The sequence below is a fragment of the Streptomyces sp. CB03234 genome (assembly GCF_001905885.1).
Taxonomy (GTDB): Bacteria; Actinomycetota; Actinomycetes; order Streptomycetales; family Streptomycetaceae; genus Streptomyces.
This window is the reverse complement of sequence record NZ_LIYH01000003.1, coordinates 103382-122605: the sequence shown is the minus strand read 5'-3', so window position 1 is coordinate 122605 and position 19224 is coordinate 103382. Positions and strand designations below refer to the sequence as shown.

Genomic DNA, 19224 nt, shown 5'->3' with positions numbered 1-19224 from the left:
GCCGTGACGTCAGCGCGCCGTGAGCGTGGTCACCAGGACGTCCCGGTGGGCGGGCCTGGTGGGGTCGACGGGGCGGATCGGCGACACGCCGTGCAAGGTGGAGCGGTCGTCGCCCAGGAGCAGCGTCCCGGGTTCGCTGAGCGTGGTGGTCAGCAGTTCCGTGCCGTCCGTGGCGTACACCGTGCTCTCCCCGCCGTCGGCGTTGTCCCTGCCGATGAGCAGCGACGTCACCAGCGCGACCCCGTCGCGGTGCCGGCCCTCCGGGGTGGGCGCGCCCTGGCTGTCCGCCGAGGCGACGACCCGGAACGGGTGGACCTTCACGCTCCACTCGGCCGCGTCGTCCAGGCAGGCCGCCACGTCGCCGAGCATCCTCAGCAGCGGCGTGAGGAGCGGATCGGCCACGAAGGCGTCGGTCAGGGGTTCGAAGTGCCGGTCCACGTCGACGTAGAGCGGATTGCTGTTCTCCGGCTGTACGAAGGTGCCGTGCGGCCGCAGGGTCAGTTCCCCGGTGCGGGAGAGGGAGAAGTGCCCGTAGCGGCGCAGCCGCCGCGTTCCCCGTTCGGCCGCGTACGAGTCCGGCGCCAGGTCCTCCCAGTGGGCGGCGAAGGCGGCCCAGTCGTGCTGGTCCGTCCCGAGGCACTCCGAGACGGCCGCCGGTGCCATCACGTACGCGCCCTTGGACATCAGAGCCTCGTGGGCGGTGGTGACCGGGGCGGTGTGCGCCGCGGTCCTGTCATTGGCCACGTGATCCATGGGTCCATGGTCGGTCGGCGGCCCGCGGTCCGCACGGCGTACGACCGGGATCGTGCGATCGTCGGCCCCGGCCGACAGTTATCCACAGGCCTGGGCAGGCGCGGCGGGACCGCGTACGGTTTCGAGGCATGAAGATCCTTGTCAGCGCCGACATGGAAGGCGCCACCGGTGTGACCTGGCCTGCCGACGTGCTGCCCGGCACTCCCCAGTGGGAGCGGTGCCGGTCGATGTTCACCTCCGATGTGAACGCGGCGGTGCTGGGCTTCTTCGACGGCGGCGCCGACGAGGTCCTCATCAACGAAGCGCACTGGACCATGCGCAATCTGCTGCTGGAACGGCTCGACGAACGCGCCGAGATGCTCACCGGCCGGCACAAGTCCCTCTCCATGGTGGAAGGCGTCCAGCACGGCGACGTGGACGGCATCGCGTTCGTCGGGTACCACACGGGCGCGGGCAGCGAAGGCGTACTCGCCCACACCTACCTCGCCAACTCCATCACCGGCGTCTGGCTCAATGGTGTACGGGCGAGCGAGGGCATGCTCAACGCCCATGTCGTCGCCGAGTACGGAGTCCCCGTCATCCTCGTCACCGGCGACGACCTGACCTGCGAGGACGCCCTCGCGTACGCCCCGGAGGCCCGCAAGGTCGCCGTCAAGGACCACGTCTCTCGGTACGCGGCGGTGTGCCGCACCCCCACCCGGACGGCCGCCGACATCCGCGCCGCAGCCAAGGACGCGACCGCTCTCGCCGTACGGTACGAACCGGTGCGCGGCGGGCCGTTCACCGTGGAGCTGGAGTTCGACGCGGAGCATCTCGCGGCCGCCGCCACCGTCGTCCCGGGCGTGGCGGTCAGCGGGGAGCGGCGTGTCGCGTACACCAGCGAGACGATGTACGAGGCCATTCGCGCCTTCAAGGCGGTCACCACGATCGTCTCGGCCGCAGTGGAGGAGCAGTATGGCTGACGTGACGACACCGTTCGACACGGACTCGCAGGCGCTCGACGAGGTGGTGACCTTCACCTCCGAGCTCATCCGCATCGACACCACCAACCACGGCAGCGGCGACTGCCGGGAGCGGCCCGCCGCCGAGTACGTGGCCGAACGGCTCGCCGACGCCGGCCTGGAACCGGCACTGCTGGAACGCACACCCGGCCGCACCAATGTCGTCGCGCGCATCGAGGGCACCGACCCGTCCGCCGACGCGCTGCTCGTCCACGGCCACCTGGACGTCGTCCCGGCCGACCCGGACGACTGGGACGTGCACCCCTTCTCCGGGGAGGTGCGCGACGGGCTGGTGTGGGGCCGGGGCGCCGTCGACATGAAGAACATGGACGCGATGATCCTGGCGGTCGTGCGCGAGTGGGCCCGCCACGGCATTCGGCCACGGCGCGACATCGTCATCGCGTACACCGCCGACGAGGAGGCGAGCGCCGCCGACGGCGCCGCCTATCTGGCACGCCACCACCGGGACCTCTTCGAGGGGTGCACGGAAGGCATCGGGGAGTCCGGCGCCTACACCTTCCACGCCGGACCCGACCTGGAGATCTACCCCATCGGCGCGGGGGAGCGCGGCACCGCCTGGCTCAAGCTGACCGCCGAGGGCCGGGCGGGCCACGGCTCGAAGGTCAACCGGGAGAACGCGGTCAGCCGCTTGGCCGAGGCCATCTCACGGATCGGCCGGCACGAGTGGCCGGTGCGGCTCACTCCGACCGTGCGCGCCGCCCTCACCGAACTGGCCGCGCTCCACGGCCTCCAGCCCGACCTGGACGCGGAGGACTTCGACGCCGACGCCCTGCTGTCGAAGCTCGGCCGCGCCGCGGCCCTGGTCGAGCCGACCATCCGCAACAGCGCCAACCCGACCATGCTGCACGCCGGTTACAAGGTCAATGTGATCCCGGGCGTCGCCACCGCCCATGTCGACGGACGCGTACTGCCGGGCGGGGACCTGGAGTTCGCCGAGACCATGGACATGCTGACGGGGCCGGACGTCGACTGGGAGTTCCAGCACCAGGAGATCCCGCTCCAGGCGCCCGTCGACTCACCGACGTACGCCAAGCTGCGCGCCGCGCTGGAGCACTTCGAGCCGGACGCGCACGTCGTGCCGTTCTGCATGTCCGGCGGCACCGACGCCAAGCACTTCGCCCGGCTCGGCATCACCGGCTACGGCTTCTCGCCGCTGCGGCTGCCCATCGGCTTCGACTACCAGGCACTCTTCCACGGCGTCGACGAGCGCGTCCCGGTCGAGGCGCTGCACTTCGGCATCCGCGTCCTCGACCACTATCTGCAGACCGCGTAGGGGGGAAGCCCGGACATGGTACCCACGGGGGCTTACGGAACCTGGCCGTCACCGATCGACGCGCGTCTCGCCGCCGCGCACGACGGGCGTCCCGAGTTCGTCGGTGTCGTCGGCGACGAGGTGTGGTGGACCGAGCCGAGGCCCGCCGAGGGCGGCAGACGTGCCCTGGTGCGCCGGCGGCCGGACGGCTCCGAGGAACCGGTGCTGCCCGCCCCCTGGAACGTACGCAGCAGAGTCGTCGAGTACGGCGGACAGTCCTGGGCCGGGGCGGTAGGGGAGGAGGGCGGCGGGCCGCTCGTCGTCTTCAGCCACTTCCCCGACCAGCGGCTGTACGCGTACGAGCCGGACGGCGACGGCGAACCGGCGCCGCTCACCCCGGTGTCCGGCGTGGGCGGCGGCATGCGCTGGGTGGACCCGGTCATCCGCCTGGACCGGGGCGAAGTGTGGTGCGTCCTGGAGGAGTTCACCGGCGAGGGGCCGGGCGACGTGCGGCGCGTCGTCGCCGCCGTCCCGCTCGACGGGTCGGCGGCCGAGGACCGGGCCGCGGTGCGGGAGCTGACCGGCGACCGGCACCGGTTCGTCACCGGGCCACGGCTCTCCCCGGACGGCCGGCGGGCCGCGTGGCTCGCCTGGGACCACCCCCGGATGCCGTGGGACGGCACGACGGTGATGACCGGTGACGTCACGGACGGCGGACCGTTCACCGGGGTGCGGGCTGTCGCCGGGGGCCCGGAGGAGTCGGTCTGCCAGGTCGACTGGGCACCGGACGGCTCGCTGCTGTTCGTCTCCGACGCGGGCGGCTGGTGGGAGTTGCGGCGGATGAGGCCCGGCGCGGAGGCGGCCGCTCTGTGCACGGGGCGGGCGGAGGAGTTCGGCGGCCCGCTGTGGAAGATCGGGATGAAGTGGTTCCAGCCGCTGGACGACGGGACGATCGCCGTCATCCACGGCAGGGGGGCCACCAGCCTCGGCATACTCGACCCGGAGACCGGCGAGGTGGTCGACGCCCCGGGCCCGTGGACCGAATGGGCCCCCACGCTCACAGGCCACGGGTCGCGCGTCATCGGCGTGGCGGCCAGCCCGCGCAGCGGCTACGAGGTCGTCGAGCTGGACACCAGCACCGGCCGCACCCGGGTCGTCGGCTCCGCCCATGACGACCCGGTCGACCCGGCGTACTACCCCGAACCGCAGATCCGCACCTTCACCGGGCCGGACAACCGCGAGATCCACGCCCACATCTACCCGCCGCACAACCCCGACCGGATCGCCCCCGACGACGAACTGCCGCCCTATGTGGTGTGGGCGCACGGCGGGCCCACCGGAAACGCCCCGCTCGTCCTGGACCTGGCCATCGCGTACTTCACCTCGCGTGGCATCGGCGTCGCCGAGGTCAACTACGGCGGCTCCACCGGGTACGGGAGGTCCTACCGCGAGCGGCTGCGGGAGCAGTGGGGCGTCGTCGACGTCGAGGACTGCGCCGCCGTCGCGGAGGCGCTCGCCGCCGAGGGCACCGCCGATCCGGCCCGCCTCGCGATCCGGGGCGGCAGCGCGGGCGGCTGGACCGCCGCCGCGTCCCTGGCCCTCACCGACGTGTACGCCTGCGGCACGCTGCTCTACCCGGTCCTGGACCTGACCGGGTGGGCGGAGGAGACGCACGACTTCGAGTCCCGCTACCTGGAGTCGCTGATCGGGCCGCCCGAGGACGTCCCCGGCCGCTACCGGGAGCGGGCGCCACTGGCCCAGGTCGAGCGGATCACCTCGCCGTTCCTGCTGCTCCAGGGGCTCGACGACGTCATCTGCCCGCCCGCGCAGTGCGAACGGTTCCTGGCGGCGATGGCGGGGCGCGGCATACCGCACGCGTACATCGCCTTCGAGGGGGAGGGGCACGGCTTCCGGCGGGCCGACACCGTGGTCCGGGCTCTGGAGTCCGAACTGGCGCTGTACGTCCAGGTCTTCGGGATCGCCCGGCTCGACGTGCCGCTGCTGGAGCTGCGGAAGTGACGGCGCCGCTGGAACGCGCCGCACGTCTGCGACCCGGTGACCGGGTCGCGGTCGTGTCGCCCAGCGGCCCCGTGCCCGAGGACCGCCTTCAGGCCGGGCTGGACATCCTGCGCGGCTGGGGGCTCGACCCCGTGGTGCTGCCGCACGTCCTGGACGTCCACCCCGAGCTGCCGTACCTCGCGGGAGCGGACGGGGACCGTGCCCGTGACCTGACGGAGGCGTGGTGCGACCCGTCCGTCTCGGCGGTGATCTGCGCGCGCGGCGGGTTCGGCGCGCAGCGCATGGTCGACCTGGTCGACTGGACGGCGATCCGGGCCGCCGGGCCCAAGGTGTTCGTCGGCTACAGCGATGTGACGGCGCTGCACGAGGCGTTCGCGGTACGGATGGGGCTGGCCACGCTGCACGGCCCGATGGCGGGGGTGGTCACGTTCCTCAAGGACGCCGCCACCCAGGAGTCGCTGCGGGCCACGCTGTTCGAACCCGAGACGGTCCGTACCCTGGGCCTGGAAGGTGCCGGGCCGATGGTTCCCGGCCGGGCCCGGGGCGTCACCCTGGGCGGCTGCCTGGCTCTCCTCGCCGCCGACCTCGGCACCCCGCACGGCCGCCGTTCCACGAGGGGCGGCCTGCTCCTGCTGGAGGACATCGGCGAGGAGGCGTACCGCCTGGACCGCATCCTCACCCAGCTCCTCCGCGCCGGATGGCTGGACGGCGTCGCGGGCATCGCGCTCGGCTCCTGGGAGGAGTGCGGGCCCTACCCCGAGGTCCGCGCCACGCTCCTGGACCGGCTGGCGCCCCTCGGCGTACCGGTCGTCGAACAACTGGGCTTCGGCCACAGCCCCACCAACCTGACGGTGCCCCTCGGTGTCCCGGCGGTCCTGGACGCGGACGCGGGCACGCTCACCCTGGACGAGCCCGCACTGCGCTGAGAGCGCGCGTGCGGAATTTTGTTGAATTCGCGTCAAGAAAGCACTGTACGAGCGTTGACGTGGATCTGACACGTGTCACACGATGAGCGCGACCCGGTACTTACCGGTCGGTAAGTCTCCTCGTCGTGGAGGTCTTCGTGTTGTCGCGCCCGCTGCCCCTGCCCCGGCTCCGTACGTCCCTCGTCCTCGCGGCCGGTGCCGCGCTCGTCGCGCCGCTCGCCGTGACCGTACCGCCGGCGGCGGCCGCCCAGGCGCCGGGGCAGTTCACCGTCACGGCACTGACGTTCACCGTCGACGCAGGCGGGCGCGACTGCACCGTGGACGCCGACCTCTACCGGCCCGCCGGGGCGGACGCAGCGCACCGGGTGCCCGCCGTGCTGGCCACCAACGGGTTCGGCGGCAGCAAGTCCGACGGGTCCACCGACGCCATCGGCAAGGCGTTCGCCCAGCGCGGCTATGCCGCCCTCGTCTACTCGGGACTCGGGTTCGGCAAGTCCGGCTGTCTGATCTCGCTCGACGATCCGCGCATCGACGGCCAAGCGGCGTCCCGGCTCATCGACTTCCTCGGCGGCACGCGCGCCGCCGACGACGGAACCAGGGCCGACTTCGTCACCACCGACGGCCACGGCGACCCCCGCGTCGGCATGATCGGCGGCTCGTACGGCGGCGTCGTCCAGCTGGCCACGGCCGCCGTCGACCAGCGCGTCGACGCCCTCGTACCGATGATCACCTGGCACGACCTGGCGTACTCGCTGGACCCCAACAACGCCTCGCGCACCGTCCCCGGTGCGTTCAAGTGGCAGTGGTCCAACGGTTTCTACCTGATGGGGGAGGGGCAGCCGCTGCTCGTGCCGTCCCTCGACCCTTCCCGGATCAACGGCCTCGGCTGCCTGCACTTCGTCACCCGTGCCTGTGAGACCGTCCGGCTGCTCAACTCCGGCCGCTACCCGGCCGGGAAGACGCAGGAGATGCTCGACTTCGCGCGCAGCGTCTCCCCGGTCTCGTACCTCGGCAAGGTCAAGGCGCCGACGCTCCTCATCCAGGGGCAGGCGGACAGCCTGTTCAACCTCAATGAGGCACAGGCCAGTTACGAGCAGCTCAGGGAGCAGGGCACCGAGACCAAGATGATCTGGCAGTCGTGGGGCCACAGCGGCGGGCTCACCGACCCGGCGAGCGGCGAGCTCAACCTCGGCGAGGGCAACCTTGAGACCAGCTACGTCGGCAGGCGCATCCTCGCCTGGTTGGACCGCCACCTGCACAAGAGGACGGGTACGGACACCGGGCCCGCGTTCGCCTACTACCGCGACTGGCAGCCGGGGTACGGCACCGCCGCCGCCGTGCCGCCGCTGTCGCAGAAGCTCTACCTGTCCGGCGACGGCAAGCTCGTCGACAACCGCGCCAAGGTGGCGCGCGGCGCCCGGGAGTACCGCAACTGGCTGGTCCCGACCAGCCATTCGGAGTCCTCGCTCGCCGGCTTGATCGGGATCGCCGACCCGAAGCCGTACGACACCCAGGGCACCTACCTCGGCTGGACCAGCGGGCCCCTGAAGGGCCCCGTCGACGTCGTCGGCGCCCCCAGGGCCACTCTCCGCGTCATCTCGCCGAAGACCGAGCGGGTGCAGCACTCCGGGGACGCCGCCGACAAACTGGTGCTCTTCGCCAAGGTGTACGACATCGCCCCGGACGGCACGAAGACGCTGGTCGAGCGGCTGGTCGCACCCGTGCGCGTGCCGGATGTGACCCGGCCGTTCACCGTGGACCTGCCCGGCATCGTGCACCGGTACGAGGCGGGGCACCGGCTCCAGTTCGTGATCGCCGCGAGCGACTCCGCGTACCTGGGCAACCGCGGCATCAAGCCGGTGACCGTCACCAGCGCCCCGCAGGACACCGGGGTGCTCCACCTTCCCGTCGTCGGCGGGACGTTGCGCTAGAGGGCCGCGTAACCCGGGCGGATCACCTCGTCGATGATGCGGCGGCGCTCCGGCAGCGGCAGGAACGCGGCCTCGACGGCGGCGACCGTGAACTCCTCGAAGACCTCGGGGCCGTAGCCGAAGGCGTCCGCCATGTGCTGGAACTCCCGGCTCATGGTGGTGCCGGAGACGAGCCGGTTGTCGGTGTTCAGCGTGATGCGGAAGCCGAGGCGGCGCAGCTGGTCGATCGGGTGCGTCGCGTAGTCCTTCGCGGCGCCCGTCTGGAGGTTGGAGGTCGGGCAGACCTCCAGCGCGATGCGGTTGTCGCGGACGTACGCGGCCAGGTGGCCGAGCGTGCCGTCTTCGGCGATGTCGTCGGTGATGCGTACGCCGTGCCCGATCCGCTCGGCACCGCAGACCTGGACGGCCTCGTGGATGGACTCGGCGCCGACGGCCTCGCCCGCGTGGATGGTGAAGTGGCAGTTGTGCCGCTTGAGGTGCTGGAAGGCCGGCAGGTGGCGGGAGGGCGGGTTGCCGATCTCGCCGCCCGCGATGTCGAACCCGGCCACGCCGCGCTCGCGGTGGGCGACGGTCAGCTCGGCTATCTCCAGCGAACGGTCCGTGTGGCGCATACCGGTCAGCAGCGTGCCGACGGTGATCCGGCCGCCCGCGCGGCGCTCGCCCTCGCGGAAGCCGTCGTTCACCGCCTCGACGACCTCGTCCAGGGTCAGGCCGCCCGCCAGGTGCTGCTCGGGGGCGTAGCGCACCTCGGCGTAGACGACACCGTCCGCCGCCAGGTCCTCGGCGCACTCGGCCGCGACGCGGAAGAGCGCCTCGCGGGTCTGCATCACCGCACAGGTGTGGGCGAACGTCTCCAGGTAGCGCTCCAGCGAACCGGAGTCGGCGGCGTCGCGGAACCACACGCCGAGCGCGGCCGGGTCCTCGGTCGGCAGGCCGGTGTAGCCGCACTCGCGGGCCAGCTCGATGATCGTGGCGGGGCGCAGGCCGCCGTCCAGGTGGTCGTGGAGGACCGCCTTGGGGGCGCGGCTGATCCAGTCGGCGGCGGCCTCGGCGGCGGCCTCGGGGGTGGCCTCGGCGGTGGCGGGAGCGGCGGTGGGGAGGTTGTCAGACAAGTGCATGGAGCCGGAGTGTACGGCACGCTCCCGGCCCGGTGCCGTGACGCAGCCGACAGGCTCAGTTGGACTGGAGCACCGGGAGGGCCGCCGCGCCCGTCGGCAGCATGTGCTTGGCCGCCAGGACGGGGGTGTCCCCGGCACGCACGACCTGGGTGATCAGGACGGCCGGGGTGTCGGCCGGCCGGCCCAGCTGCTCACCGCGCCGCTGCCCTACCAGCGTCGCCGTCACGCTGCTGTGCGCGCTCAGCGGCACGCCCCGCGACGACGAGACGAGTACCGCGAGCATCGACGTACGGGCGGCGGCGGCGTCCGGCCCGGCCGCGACGGCCTCCAACGCCCGCGCGAAACCCGGGTGGGCGCCCGCCAGGACGTCCTCGGCGGCCGCCCACTCCTGGCTCAGCGCCGCCGCCGTACCGTCCCCGACCAGCAGCGACTCCCAGAAGCGCAACCGGGCGCGGGCCGCCGCGAGCAGGTGCTGGGTGGTGAAGTCGGTGGGCTCCTCGACGGCCCGCAGCAGCGCCCGTACGCGGACGGGGGCGCCCGCGCCGATCAGCTCCTCCAGCGGCTGGATGTGCTCGAAGCCGCGCCGGGGCGGGCGGTCGGCGACGGTCCGGCCGACCCCGCGGCGTACCGAGAGCAGGCCGTCCTCCTGGAGCAGGAGCAGGGCCTCGCGCAGGGCGGGGCGGCTCACGCCCAGCTCGGCGGCGAGCTTCGGCTCGGAGGGGAGGGTGGAGCCGGGCGGGTAGGTGCCGGCGTGGATGGCGTCCACGATCCGCTCGTACAGCACCACCACCGGTCTCCGCTGCTCCGCGCTGCTGACCACCACTGCCCCTCCTCGGCTCACTTGTCTGCAAGTTATGCCCCGGTGGGTGGGGTCGGCAATGGCGGTTCGGTCTCGATTCAGCCGTGCTGAGCTGGGTGAATGCGAAAAGTTGGCCCGAAGGTATTGACGTTTACGCGCGTAGATCCCAATCTGTCTCAGCAGCACTTGTCTGACAAGGGCAAGAGGCGAGCTGTTTCACCGCTCTCGACATGACATCCAAGGCAAAGGGGCCGACATGTCCATCTCGCTCGGCCGGACGCGTTCCGGAGCCGAATCCGACCTCGCGGGCCGCGGCCCGATGCTGCTGGCGATGGTCCTGGCCGTCCTCGGCTACCAGATCAACGCGACCATGCTCAGCCCCGCACTGCCCGACGTCATCGAGCGCCTCGGCACCACCACGGCCGCCGCCGGACTGTCGCAGACCCTCTTCTTCCTGATGGCCGCCATCGGCCAGGTCACGCTCGCCCGCCTCAGCGACCAGCGCGGCCGCAAGCCGATGATGATCGTCTGCGCGTTCGTCCTGATCATCGGCAACCTGCTGTGCGTCTTCGCGCCGAACATCGAGATCTTCATCGCCGGCCGCGTCCTGCAGGGCATTTCCGCCGCGATGTTCACGCTCGCCTTCCTCACCCTGAACCAGCTGCTCACCCCGGCCGGCTTCGGCAAGGCGGCCGGCATCATCACCGCCGTCAACGGCGGCCTCGCCGGCGTCGACGCCATCGCGGGCGGCCAGATCGCCGACACCATCGGCTTCCGCGGCATCTTCGTCTGCTCGACCCTGATCGCCGTCGCGGGCCTCATCGGCGTACGCCGGTACGTCCCCGACGTCCCGCCCACCACCGACGCCGACGCCCGGTTCGACGCCCGCGGCATCTCCGCCCTCGCCCTCGGCCTCACCGGCATCCTCGTCGGCCTCGCCCAGGGCGGCGCCTGGGGCTGGACCTCCGCGCTCACCCTCGGCTTCCTCCTCGGCGGCCTCGCCTCCCTCGTCTTCTTCGTCGTCTCGCAGAAGAGCGCCCCCAACCCGGTCATCGACCTCGACGTCCTCGCCTCCCGCCGCGCCTGGCCGCTGCTGCTCACCACCGTCTGCACCCTCGGTGGCGCCTTCGGCGCGATCGCGCTGACCATCCCGCTCTTCTCCCAGGACGCCCGCGTGGGCCTCGGCCTGTCCGCCGTCACCGCCGCGATCCTCTTCCTCGCCCCGATCCAGCTGATCGGCGTGGTCTCCGCCCCCCTGACCGGCCGCCTCGGCCCGAAGATCGGCTGGCGTACGGTCGTGGTCGCCGGCGCCGTCGCCAACTTCGCGATCTTCGTCTTCGCCACGCTGTTCCTGCACAGCGAGTGGATCCTGGTCACCGCGCTCGCCGCGCTCGGTGTCACGTACGGCGGCTTCATGCTCACCGGCCTCAACGGCCTCGCCGTCACCACCGCCCCCAAGGACAAGCCCGGCTCCCTCTCCGGCCTCAACGGTGCCTGCTTCGGCATCGGCGCCTCCCTCGGCATCGCCCTCGCCTCCGCCATGATCAGCGCGGGCAGCGACGCCCAGGGCGTCACCGAGGCCGGCTACCAGCACGCCATGTACGCCGCGCTCGCCCTGCTCGGCATCGGCGTCGTCACCGCGCTGCTCATCCAGCGCCCCGACCCGGCCGACACCGCCGGCACCGACGAGCCCCAGCTGGTCGTCAGCCACCACTGACCCGGGAGCCTCACCCGTACGGCCCGCCCCACCGCCCCTGCGCGCCCAGGATCTGCACATCCTGGTCGCACGGGGCGGCAGGCGTTCGTCCACCTCAGGAGGCGACAGTGAAGCGTGCGGCCACGGTGACCGCGGGGCTCGTCCTCGCGCTGACGGCGACGGCCGGGACGACGGCCGGGACGGCGGCCGCGGCGACCGCCGCCGGCCCGCCGCTGCCGGACTTCACCGGCAAGGGGCTCATGACCGTCTTCACGACCATGGACTACCGCACCAAGGTCGAGGTGCGGGACGCCAGCGGCTACGACCGTACGGTGCTGTGGCCGTCCAACTGGAAGGTCTGCTCCCAGCATCCGGCGCCCGGCACGGACCTCGGCGGCCGCACCCTCTCCCTCGATGTGATGAAGAAGGGCGAGAAGTGCCCACGCAAGAGTGTGCCGGACCGTCCGAAGAACGACCGCTGACGCCCTCGCTACCCTGACCGGATGTCCGCGAAAGGCGCCAGCGCCCCGCACCACCCCCCGTACCTGGCCCAGGGCCCGCGTGTCGGGATCCGGCACTTCACGTACGAGGACGCCGACGAGTTCGTCTCGCGGGCCCGTGAGAGCCGGGACCTGCACCGGCCGTGGCTCTTCCCGCCCGACACCGCCGAGGCGTACGCCCGTTACGCCCGCGCCCGCATCGATAGCCCGGCCGCCGAACCCCTGCTGATCTGCGAGCGGGAGGCGGGCGGTGCGATCGCGGGCTACCTCACCATCAGCAACATCGTCCGCGACGGGTTCCTCAACGGCACCCTGGGGTACGGCGCGTTCGCCCACGCCGCCGGCCGGGGCCTGATGAGCGAAGGGCTCGGCCTCGTCCTCCGCCACGCCTTCGGCCCCCTCGGCCTGCACCGGCTGGAGGCCAACGTCCAGCCGCTCAACCACTCCTCGATCGCGCTCGTGCGCCGCGCCGGGTTCCGGCTGGAGGGCTTCTCCCCGGCGTTCCTCCTCGTCGACGGCGCCTGGCGCGACCACGAACGCTGGGCGATCACGTCCGAGAAAGTGATGGTCGACCCGCCCTGAAGACGCCGAGGACGAACCGCAGCCGGCCGGCGCCCTGCGCGAGAACCGGATCGGCGCGGCCGCCGGCGAGGAACCGGCGATCGCCGCCGGACGCGGCCGGGACGACCTCACCGACCTCGTGGTCGAGGCGATGACCGGCGACCGACACACCCTGGCCGGTACGGCGTCCACCGTGTTCCATGGTCGTCATGACCGTGCGCCGAGCCGTACTGACTCTCCCGGCCGCCCCGTTGGGTCCGGAGAACCCGCTCCCCGCCCTCCGCCTCCTCGACCCGCCCAAACGCACCGTCGACGCCGCCACCCGGCGGGCCATGCCACCCGACATGGCCCGCCAGACCACCTACGCGCCGCTGCTCACCCCGCTCCCCACCCGGATCCTCGACGGGTACGGGCGCGACCGCACCCCGACCGCCTTCGACGCGATCGTCATCGAGAACGACCGGCTGCGCGCCACCGTGCTGCCCGGCCTGGGCGGCCGGGTCCACTCGCTGCACCACAAACCGACCGGGCGTGAACTCCTCCACCGCAACCCCGTCGTCCAGCCCGCCGCCTTCGCCCTCAACGGCGCCTGGTTCTCCGGCGGCATCGAATGGAACATCGGCGCCACCGGCCACACCCCCCTCACCTGCGCCCCGCTGCACGCCGCCGTCGTCCCCGCGCCCGACGGCGGCGACATGGTCCGGCTGTGGGAGTGGGAACGGCTGCGCGACCTGCCCTTCCAGGTCGACCTGTGGCTGCCCGACGACTCGGACTTCCTCTACGCGGGCGTACGGATCCGCAACCCGCACGAGCGGCCCGCCCCCGTCTACTGGTGGACCAACATGGCCGTCCCCGAGGACCGGCGCGTCCTGGTACCGGCCGACGAGGCCTGGCACCACGACCACGCCCACACCCTGCGCCGCGTCCCGGTGCCGTACCAGGACGGCGAGGACCGTACGTATCCGCTGGTCAGCGCGCACTCGGGCGACTGGTTCCACGAGGTGCCGGACGGCTCCCGCAAGTGGATCGCCGCGCTCGACGCGGACGGGGACGGGTTCGTCCACACCTCCACCGACCTGCTGCGCGGGCGCAAGCTGTTCGTGTGGGGGCACGGGCGGGGCGGGCGGCGCTGGCAGGAGTGGCTGACCGCGTCCGGCACGCCCGGTTACGCCGAGATCCAGGCCGGACTCGCCCGTACGCAACTGGAGCACCTGAAGCTGGACGCGGGCGGGGAGCTGAGCTGGCTGGAGGCGTACGGGCCGCTGGGCGCCGACCCGCGCGCCGTGCACGGCGCGGACTGGGGCGCGGCGCGCGCGGAGGTCGCGGCACGGCTGGAGGAGCGGCTGCCCCGGGCGGACGTCGACGCCGCGTACCGGGCGTGGCGCCCGTGCGCCGACACCGAGCCCGGCACGCCGCTCGCGACCGGCTCGGGGTGGGGCGCGCTGGAGGTGCTGCGCGGCCGGTTCACGCTCCCCGGTACGCCGTTCGCGGAGTCGACGCTCGGTGAACAGCAGGAACCGTGGCGCGAGTTGCTGCGTACGGGGATGCTGCCCGCGCCGCCCCGGGGCGCGCCGCCGGGCCCGTCGCTCGTCGCGCCGCACTGGCGGGACATGCTGGAAACGGCGCCGGCGGACCCGTACACCGAGTACCACCTGGGCGTCGCCCAGTGGCACGCGGGCGACCGCGCGCAGGCCGTACGCAGCTGGGAACGCGGCCTGGGCGGCGCCTGGGCCCGCTGGCCGCTGCTGCGCTGCCTGGCCGTCGCCGACCGCGAGGGCGGCCACCCCGAACGGGCCGCCGACCGGTACGCGGAGGCGTTCGACGACCTGTGCGCCTCGGGCGCCGCGGACGCCTCGGGCGGCGCGGGCGGCGCGGGCGGTGCGGAGTACGGGGGCGGCGCGGAGTGCGCGGACGGCGCGGAGTGCGCGGACGGCGCGGTGTGCGCGGACGGCGCGCCCGTGCTGGTCGCGCTCGCCCGCGAGGCGCTGGACGCCCTGCTGGAGGCCGGCCGCCCCGGCGCCGCCCGCGCCGTGCTGGACCGGCTGCCCCCGGAGGTGCGGCAGCGCGGCGCGTTCCGGTTGGCGGAGGCGCGGGTGCTGCTCGCCGAGGGCGACCGGGCGGGCGCGCGGGCCGTGTTCGAGGCGGGTTTCGACGTGCCGGACCTGCGGGAGGGCGCGGAGACGCTGGGCGACCTCTGGTCGGCCGCCACCGACGAACCGCTGCCGTACCGCTACGACTTCCGGATGGGGTCGGCCTGACGAGCCGGCTTCCGGTCGACGTACTCGAAGACCGACCCGTCCGGGTGGACGGCGATCAGGTTGCGGCCCACCGGGGTCGGCACCGGGCCCGCCACGACCTTCGCCCCGACCTCGGTGAGCGTGGCGTGCGCGGTGTCCACGTCCTCGACCGCGATCGTCGCCGCCACCTTGCGCAGCACCTCCAGCTCCGACTCCGGCCCGCTCATCAGCAGGAAGCAGCCGACGGCCGCCACCGACACGCCGCCGCGCTCGAAGCGGAGCGCGCGGCTGCCGGTGAGCCGTTCGTAGAAGACCACCGAGGTCTCCAGGTCGTCGACGCAGATGCGCAGCGTGGTGCCGAGGATCTCCATACGGGCGAGGGTAGTTGGCGGCGCCGCGCAGATCCATCGGGCCTAGCGGACCCGGCAGAGCACCTCGCCGTGCGGCACCAGGAACCAGCCGTCGTCCTGCCGTCCCCACTCCCGCCAGCCCTCGGCGATCGCCGCCAGTTCCTCCTCGGTCGCGTGTCCGCCGTCCACCGCGAGCTTCGCGTACACCGAGGCGGTCGTACGGTCCGCCCACAGCCCGCTCCACCAGGCACGCTCGTCGGGTGCGGCGTAACACCAGGTGGCGGCGGTGGCGGTGACGTCGGTGAACCCGGTCGCCCGTGCCCAGGACAGCAGTCGGCGGCCCGCGTTCGGCTCGCCGCCGTTGGCGCGCGCCACCCGCTGGTACAGCTCCTGCCACGCGTCCAGCGCCGGGACCTCGGGGAACCAGGTGAACGCCGCGTAGTCGCTGTCACGCGCCGCGACGACCCCGCCGGGCCGGCACACCCGGCGCATCTCGCGCAGCGCCCGCACCGGTTCGCCCACGTGCTGGAGCACCTGGTGGGCGTGGACGACGTCGAAGGAGTCGTCGGGGAAGTCGAGCGCGTGGACGTCGGCGACCGCGAACCGGGCGTTGTCCAGGCCGCGTTCACGGACGGTGGCCCGGGCCTGCTCCAGTACGTCACCGGCCGCGTCGACCGCCGTCACGTGCCCGTCCGGCGCGACGAGCGCGGCCAGGTCCGCCGTGATGGTGCCGGGGCCGCAGCCCACGTCCAGCACGTCCAGCCCCGGTCGCAACTCGCCGAGCAGATACGCCGCGGAGTTGGCGGCCGTCCGCCAACGGTGTGAGCGCAGCACCGACTCGTGGTGCCCATGCGTGTAGACAGCGTCGGCCATGGCCGTACTCCCTCTGGTTGCCGGGGTGCAGTACGGCCACGGTACGCCCGCGTGTCGTATCGTGAGATCCCCTTCTCGCATAGTGGTCAAGGTGCGGAGGGTGCCGTCCTGTCGGCGGATGTCCCAGCCGCTACGGGGGCGGCGAGACGGGCGAGCGGTTGGACACACGGACGAGTGATCGGGACAGCCCGCTGGTGGGCTGCCCGGACGGCGCCCTCGTACCGCCGGACGGCGAGCCGCGATGTCCCGTCGACATCACCCTCGCCGTGCTGGGCGGCCGATGGGCGCCGCTGGTGCTCCGCGAGTTCCTGCGCCGTGGTCAAGCCACCTACTCCGAGCTGTCCGCCGCACTGCCCGCCCTCTCGGACAAGGTTCTGTCGGACCGGTTGGCCCAGTTGACCGGTGCGGAGGTCATCGAGCGCCCGCACCGGGACGCCGTCGGCTGACCACCCGGCCCGTCGGACGCGGCGCAGCGCCGGGGGAGGACGCGTTGCCGCCGGCAGGGGGCGCCTCCCGCTCGACGAGCAGCAGGGCCGCCGGCCGCGGCGGCGCGTCCGACGCCCCGGTGGCGGTGTCTCCCGGGACACGGAATGTCCCCCAGTCGCCCGGGTACCCGACGCCCCATGGACGCCAACCCGCCGCGACCGCGCACCGTCGTCATCACCGGAGCCGGAGGAGGCGTCGGCAGGGCGTCCGCCCGCGCCTTCGCCGCGTGCGGCGACCGCATCGCCCTGCTCGGGCGTGGCGAGAAGGGGCTGGCGGGCGTGGCCGCCGAGGTGCGCGACGCGGGCGGTGAAGCCCTCGCCGTGCCGGTCGACGTCTCCGACGCGCAGGCCGTGGAAGACGCCGCCGAGCGCGTCGAGACCGAACTCGGCCCCATCGACGTCTGGGTCAACAACGCCTTCACCGGCGTGTTCGCGCCGTTCACCGAGATCGGCGCCGACGAGTTCCGCCGCGTCACCGAGGTCACCTACCTGGGGTACGTCAACGGCACCCGGGCCGCCCTGCGCCGCATGGTCCCCCGCGACCGGGGAACCGTCGTCCAGGTCGGCTCCGCCCTGGCCTACCGGGGCATCCCGCTCCAGTCCGCGTACTGCGGCGCCAAACACGCCATCCAGGGCTGGAACGAGTCCGTCCGCTGCGAGTTGCTGCACGCCGGGAGCAGGGTGCGCACCACCATGGTCCAGCTGCCGGCCGTCAACACCCCGCAGTTCGACTGGGTGCTCTCCCGCATGCCCGGCCGGGCCCGGCCCGTCGCCCCCGTCTACCAGCCCGAGGTCGCCGCCCGGGCCGTCGTCCACGCCGCCCGCCACCCGGGCCGCCGCGAGTACCGGGTGGGCGCCTCCACGGTCGCCACCCTGATCGCCAACGCGCTCGCGCCCGGGTTGCTCGACCGCTACCTCGCCCGCACCATGTACGCCGCCCAGCAGGACACCGGCACCCAGGCCTCCGACGAACCGGCGCCCAGCAACCTCTGGGCGCCCGTCGACGGCGCCCTCGGCCGCGACTTCGGCGCCCACGGCCGCTTCGACGACTCGTCCCACGACCTGTACGCCGACACCGTCCTGCTGCGCCACCCGGCCGCCCTGGCCGCCGGGGCGCTGGCGGGCGCCGCGGCCGCCGTGACGGTGCTGCGCCGGCGCCGCTGAGGGCGTCCCGCGACCGTAATGCCGCGTTTGGGAGGCAGGGTCCGGGGCACCGGGAAGGTCCGTCCGTATCACGCGGCCGTGCACGCAGACGGCCGTGGGCGGACTGCCGTGCACGCAGACACGACGCTGGAGGCCCTGTGACCCCGTCCGTCAGCCCCACCGGCCCGCTTCCCGGCCCCTCCGGCCGGCCCGGCCACCCAGACGGCTCCCGCGCCCGCGCCCTGCCGCGCGTCGTGATCGTCGGGGCCGGTTTCGCCGGATACCAGACCGCCCGCCATCTCTCCCGCAGCCTGCGCGGCCGCGCCGAGATCGTGCTGCTCAACCCGACCGACTACTTCCTCTACCTGCCGCTGCTGCCGCAGGTCGCCGCCGGTGTCCTGGAACCGCGCAGGGTCACCGTGTCCCTGCCCGGCACTCTCCGCCACGTACGGCTGGTGCTCGGCCAGGCCGACCACGTCGACCTCGACGGGCGCGCGGTCCACTTCACCGACCCCGAAGGCACCGAGGGCACCCTCACCTACGACCGGCTCGTCCTGGCCGTCGGCAGCGTCAGCAAACTGCTGCCCATCCCGGGCGTCGCCGAGCACGCCACCGGCTTCCGCGGCCTGCCCGAGGCGCTCTACCTGCGCGACCACGTCACCCGCCAGATAGAGCTGGCCTCGGCCGCCGGGAACCCCGCCGAATGCACCTCCCGCTGCACCTTCGTGGTCGTCGGCGCCGGTTACACCGGTACGGAGCTGGCCGCGCACGGCAAGATGTTCACCGACGCCCTCGTCCGCAAGCAGCCCGCCTGGCCCGCGGGCGTCAAGCCCCGCTGGATGCTCCTCGACGTCGCCGACCGCGTCCTGCCCGGCCTCGACGAGAAGCTCTCCCGCACCGCCGACGAGGTGCTGCGCAGCCGGGGCGTCGACGTGCGGACGAAGACGTCGGTCAAGGAGTCCCGGTCGGACGGGGTGCTGCTGGACGACGGCGAGTTCGTGGAGACCAGGTCGCTGATCTGGTGCGTCGGCGTACGCCCCGACCCGCTCGTCTCCGAGCTGGGCCTGCCCGTCGAGCGCGGCCGTCTCGTCGTCACCCCGCAGCTCGGCGTCCCCGGCCGGCCGGACGTCTTCGCGTGCGGCGACGCCGCCGCCGTACCGGACCTGACCCGGCCCGGCGAGTTCACCCCCATGACGGCGCAGCACGCGGCCCGGCAGGGCAAGGTCGCCGCCCGCAACGTCGCCGCGTCGCTCGGGTACGGTGAGGCCGCCGCGTACAAGCACAACGACCTGGGCTTCGCCGTGGACCTCGGCGGCGTCAAGGCGGCCGCCAACCCCATGGGCGTCAAGCTGTCCGGCCCGGTCGCCGGCGCCGTGACCCGCGGCTACCACCTGGCCGCCATGCCCGGCAACCGGGTACGGGTCGCCGCCGACTGGATCCTGGACGCGGCCCTGCCCCGCCAGGCCGTCCAGCTGGGCCTGCTGCGCTCCTGGCAGGTCCCACTCGACACCGCCTCCCCCGAACTGGCCCGCATCCCGGGCCGACCCGGCAAGGAGTGA

18 protein-coding genes are annotated in these 19224 nt (G+C 73.3%); 12 read left to right on the top strand and 6 right to left on the bottom strand.

Annotation, left to right across the window (positions count from 1 at the left end; all coding sequences use genetic code 11):
* Positions 1-9: 9 nt before the first annotated feature.
* A complete protein-coding gene (locus AMK26_RS13755; RefSeq protein WP_073754908.1) occupies positions 10-753 on the bottom strand; it encodes a 2OG-Fe dioxygenase family protein in 744 nt (247 codons plus the stop codon).
* 128 nt (positions 754-881) lie between these two features.
* Between AMK26_RS13755 and AMK26_RS13750 the strand changes: the two genes are divergently transcribed.
* From AMK26_RS13750 to AMK26_RS13730, 5 genes are all read left to right on the top strand, one after another.
* Positions 882-1715 carry a M55 family metallopeptidase gene (locus AMK26_RS13750; protein WP_073754907.1) on the top strand — a complete coding sequence of 278 codons (834 nt, stop codon included), beginning with the start codon at positions 882-884 and terminating at the stop codon, positions 1713-1715.
* A complete protein-coding gene (locus AMK26_RS13745) occupies positions 1708-3048 on the top strand; it encodes a M20/M25/M40 family metallo-hydrolase (protein WP_073754906.1) in 1341 nt (446 codons plus the stop codon). The genes AMK26_RS13750 and AMK26_RS13745 overlap by 8 nt, the downstream gene beginning before the upstream one ends.
* Before the next feature lie 15 nt (positions 3049-3063).
* Positions 3064-5046: a prolyl oligopeptidase family serine peptidase gene (locus AMK26_RS13740; protein ID WP_073754905.1), complete on the top strand. Its 1983-nt coding sequence runs from the start codon at positions 3064-3066 to the stop codon at positions 5044-5046.
* Complete coding sequence (locus AMK26_RS13735) at positions 5043-5972, top strand: S66 peptidase family protein (protein ID WP_073754904.1); 930 nt, start codon at positions 5043-5045, stop codon at positions 5970-5972. The genes AMK26_RS13740 and AMK26_RS13735 overlap by 4 nt, the downstream gene beginning before the upstream one ends.
* 125 nt (positions 5973-6097) lie before the next feature.
* Positions 6098-7903: an alpha/beta fold hydrolase gene (locus tag AMK26_RS13730; RefSeq protein WP_073754903.1), complete on the top strand. Its 1806-nt coding sequence runs from the start codon at positions 6098-6100 to the stop codon at positions 7901-7903.
* On the opposite strand, the gene AMK26_RS13725 is transcribed toward AMK26_RS13730, so the two are convergent.
* Positions 7900-9021, bottom strand: a complete 1122-nt coding sequence (locus tag AMK26_RS13725; protein WP_073754902.1) for an adenosine deaminase — start codon at positions 9019-9021, stop codon at positions 7900-7902. The two genes, AMK26_RS13730 and AMK26_RS13725, sit on opposite strands and share 4 nt — an antisense overlap.
* Before the next feature lie 55 nt (positions 9022-9076).
* A complete protein-coding gene (locus AMK26_RS13720) occupies positions 9077-9841 on the bottom strand; it encodes a GntR family transcriptional regulator (RefSeq protein ID WP_073755490.1) in 765 nt (254 codons plus the stop codon).
* A gap of 235 nt (positions 9842-10076) precedes the next feature.
* Here AMK26_RS13720 and AMK26_RS13715 point away from each other — a divergent pair, with 235 nt between their 5' ends.
* The 3 genes from AMK26_RS13715 to AMK26_RS13705 all read left to right on the top strand — a co-directional run bounded on the left by AMK26_RS13715 (position 10077) and on the right by AMK26_RS13705 (position 12598).
* Positions 10077-11537 carry an MFS transporter gene (locus AMK26_RS13715; RefSeq protein WP_073754901.1) on the top strand — a complete coding sequence of 487 codons (1461 nt, stop codon included), beginning with the start codon at positions 10077-10079 and terminating at the stop codon, positions 11535-11537.
* 107 nt (positions 11538-11644) lie between these two features.
* A complete protein-coding gene (locus AMK26_RS13710) occupies positions 11645-11998 on the top strand; it encodes a hypothetical protein (RefSeq protein WP_073754900.1) in 354 nt (117 codons plus the stop codon).
* Between the two features lie 21 nt (positions 11999-12019).
* On the top strand, positions 12020-12598 hold the full coding sequence (locus tag AMK26_RS13705) for a GNAT family N-acetyltransferase (protein ID WP_073754899.1): 579 nt from the start codon (positions 12020-12022) through the stop codon (positions 12596-12598).
* Here AMK26_RS13705 and AMK26_RS37260 read toward each other — a convergent pair.
* Positions 12564-12788, bottom strand: a complete 225-nt coding sequence (locus tag AMK26_RS37260; protein ID WP_143608516.1) for a hypothetical protein — start codon at positions 12786-12788, stop codon at positions 12564-12566. The two genes, AMK26_RS13705 and AMK26_RS37260, sit on opposite strands and share 35 nt — an antisense overlap.
* Between AMK26_RS37260 and AMK26_RS13700 the strand changes: the two genes are divergently transcribed.
* On the top strand, positions 12778-14835 hold the full coding sequence (locus AMK26_RS13700; RefSeq protein ID WP_107420942.1) for a DUF5107 domain-containing protein: 2058 nt from the start codon (positions 12778-12780) through the stop codon (positions 14833-14835). The genes AMK26_RS37260 and AMK26_RS13700 overlap by 11 nt on opposite strands.
* Here AMK26_RS13700 and AMK26_RS13695 read toward each other — a convergent pair.
* Together AMK26_RS13695 and AMK26_RS13690 are read right to left on the bottom strand one after the other, a co-directional pair.
* Positions 14808-15185 carry a VOC family protein gene (locus tag AMK26_RS13695; protein ID WP_073754898.1) on the bottom strand — a complete coding sequence of 126 codons (378 nt, stop codon included), beginning with the start codon at positions 15183-15185 and terminating at the stop codon, positions 14808-14810. The genes AMK26_RS13700 and AMK26_RS13695 overlap by 28 nt on opposite strands.
* A gap of 42 nt (positions 15186-15227) precedes the next feature.
* Positions 15228-16037 (bottom strand): methyltransferase domain-containing protein, encoded by an 810-nt coding sequence (locus tag AMK26_RS13690; protein ID WP_073754897.1) that lies wholly within the window; start codon positions 16035-16037, stop codon positions 15228-15230.
* A gap of 158 nt (positions 16038-16195) precedes the next feature.
* Here AMK26_RS13690 and AMK26_RS13685 point away from each other — a divergent pair, with 158 nt between their 5' ends.
* From AMK26_RS13685 to AMK26_RS13675, 3 genes are all read left to right on the top strand, one after another.
* Positions 16196-16483: a winged helix-turn-helix transcriptional regulator gene (locus tag AMK26_RS13685; RefSeq protein ID WP_079277579.1), complete on the top strand. Its 288-nt coding sequence runs from the start codon at positions 16196-16198 to the stop codon at positions 16481-16483.
* 177 nt (positions 16484-16660) lie between these two features.
* Complete coding sequence (locus tag AMK26_RS13680) at positions 16661-17686, top strand: SDR family oxidoreductase (protein WP_073754895.1); 1026 nt, start codon at positions 16661-16663, stop codon at positions 17684-17686.
* Between the two features lie 233 nt (positions 17687-17919).
* On the top strand, positions 17920-19224 hold the full coding sequence (locus tag AMK26_RS13675) for an NAD(P)/FAD-dependent oxidoreductase (RefSeq protein ID WP_079277633.1): 1305 nt from the start codon (positions 17920-17922) through the stop codon (positions 19222-19224).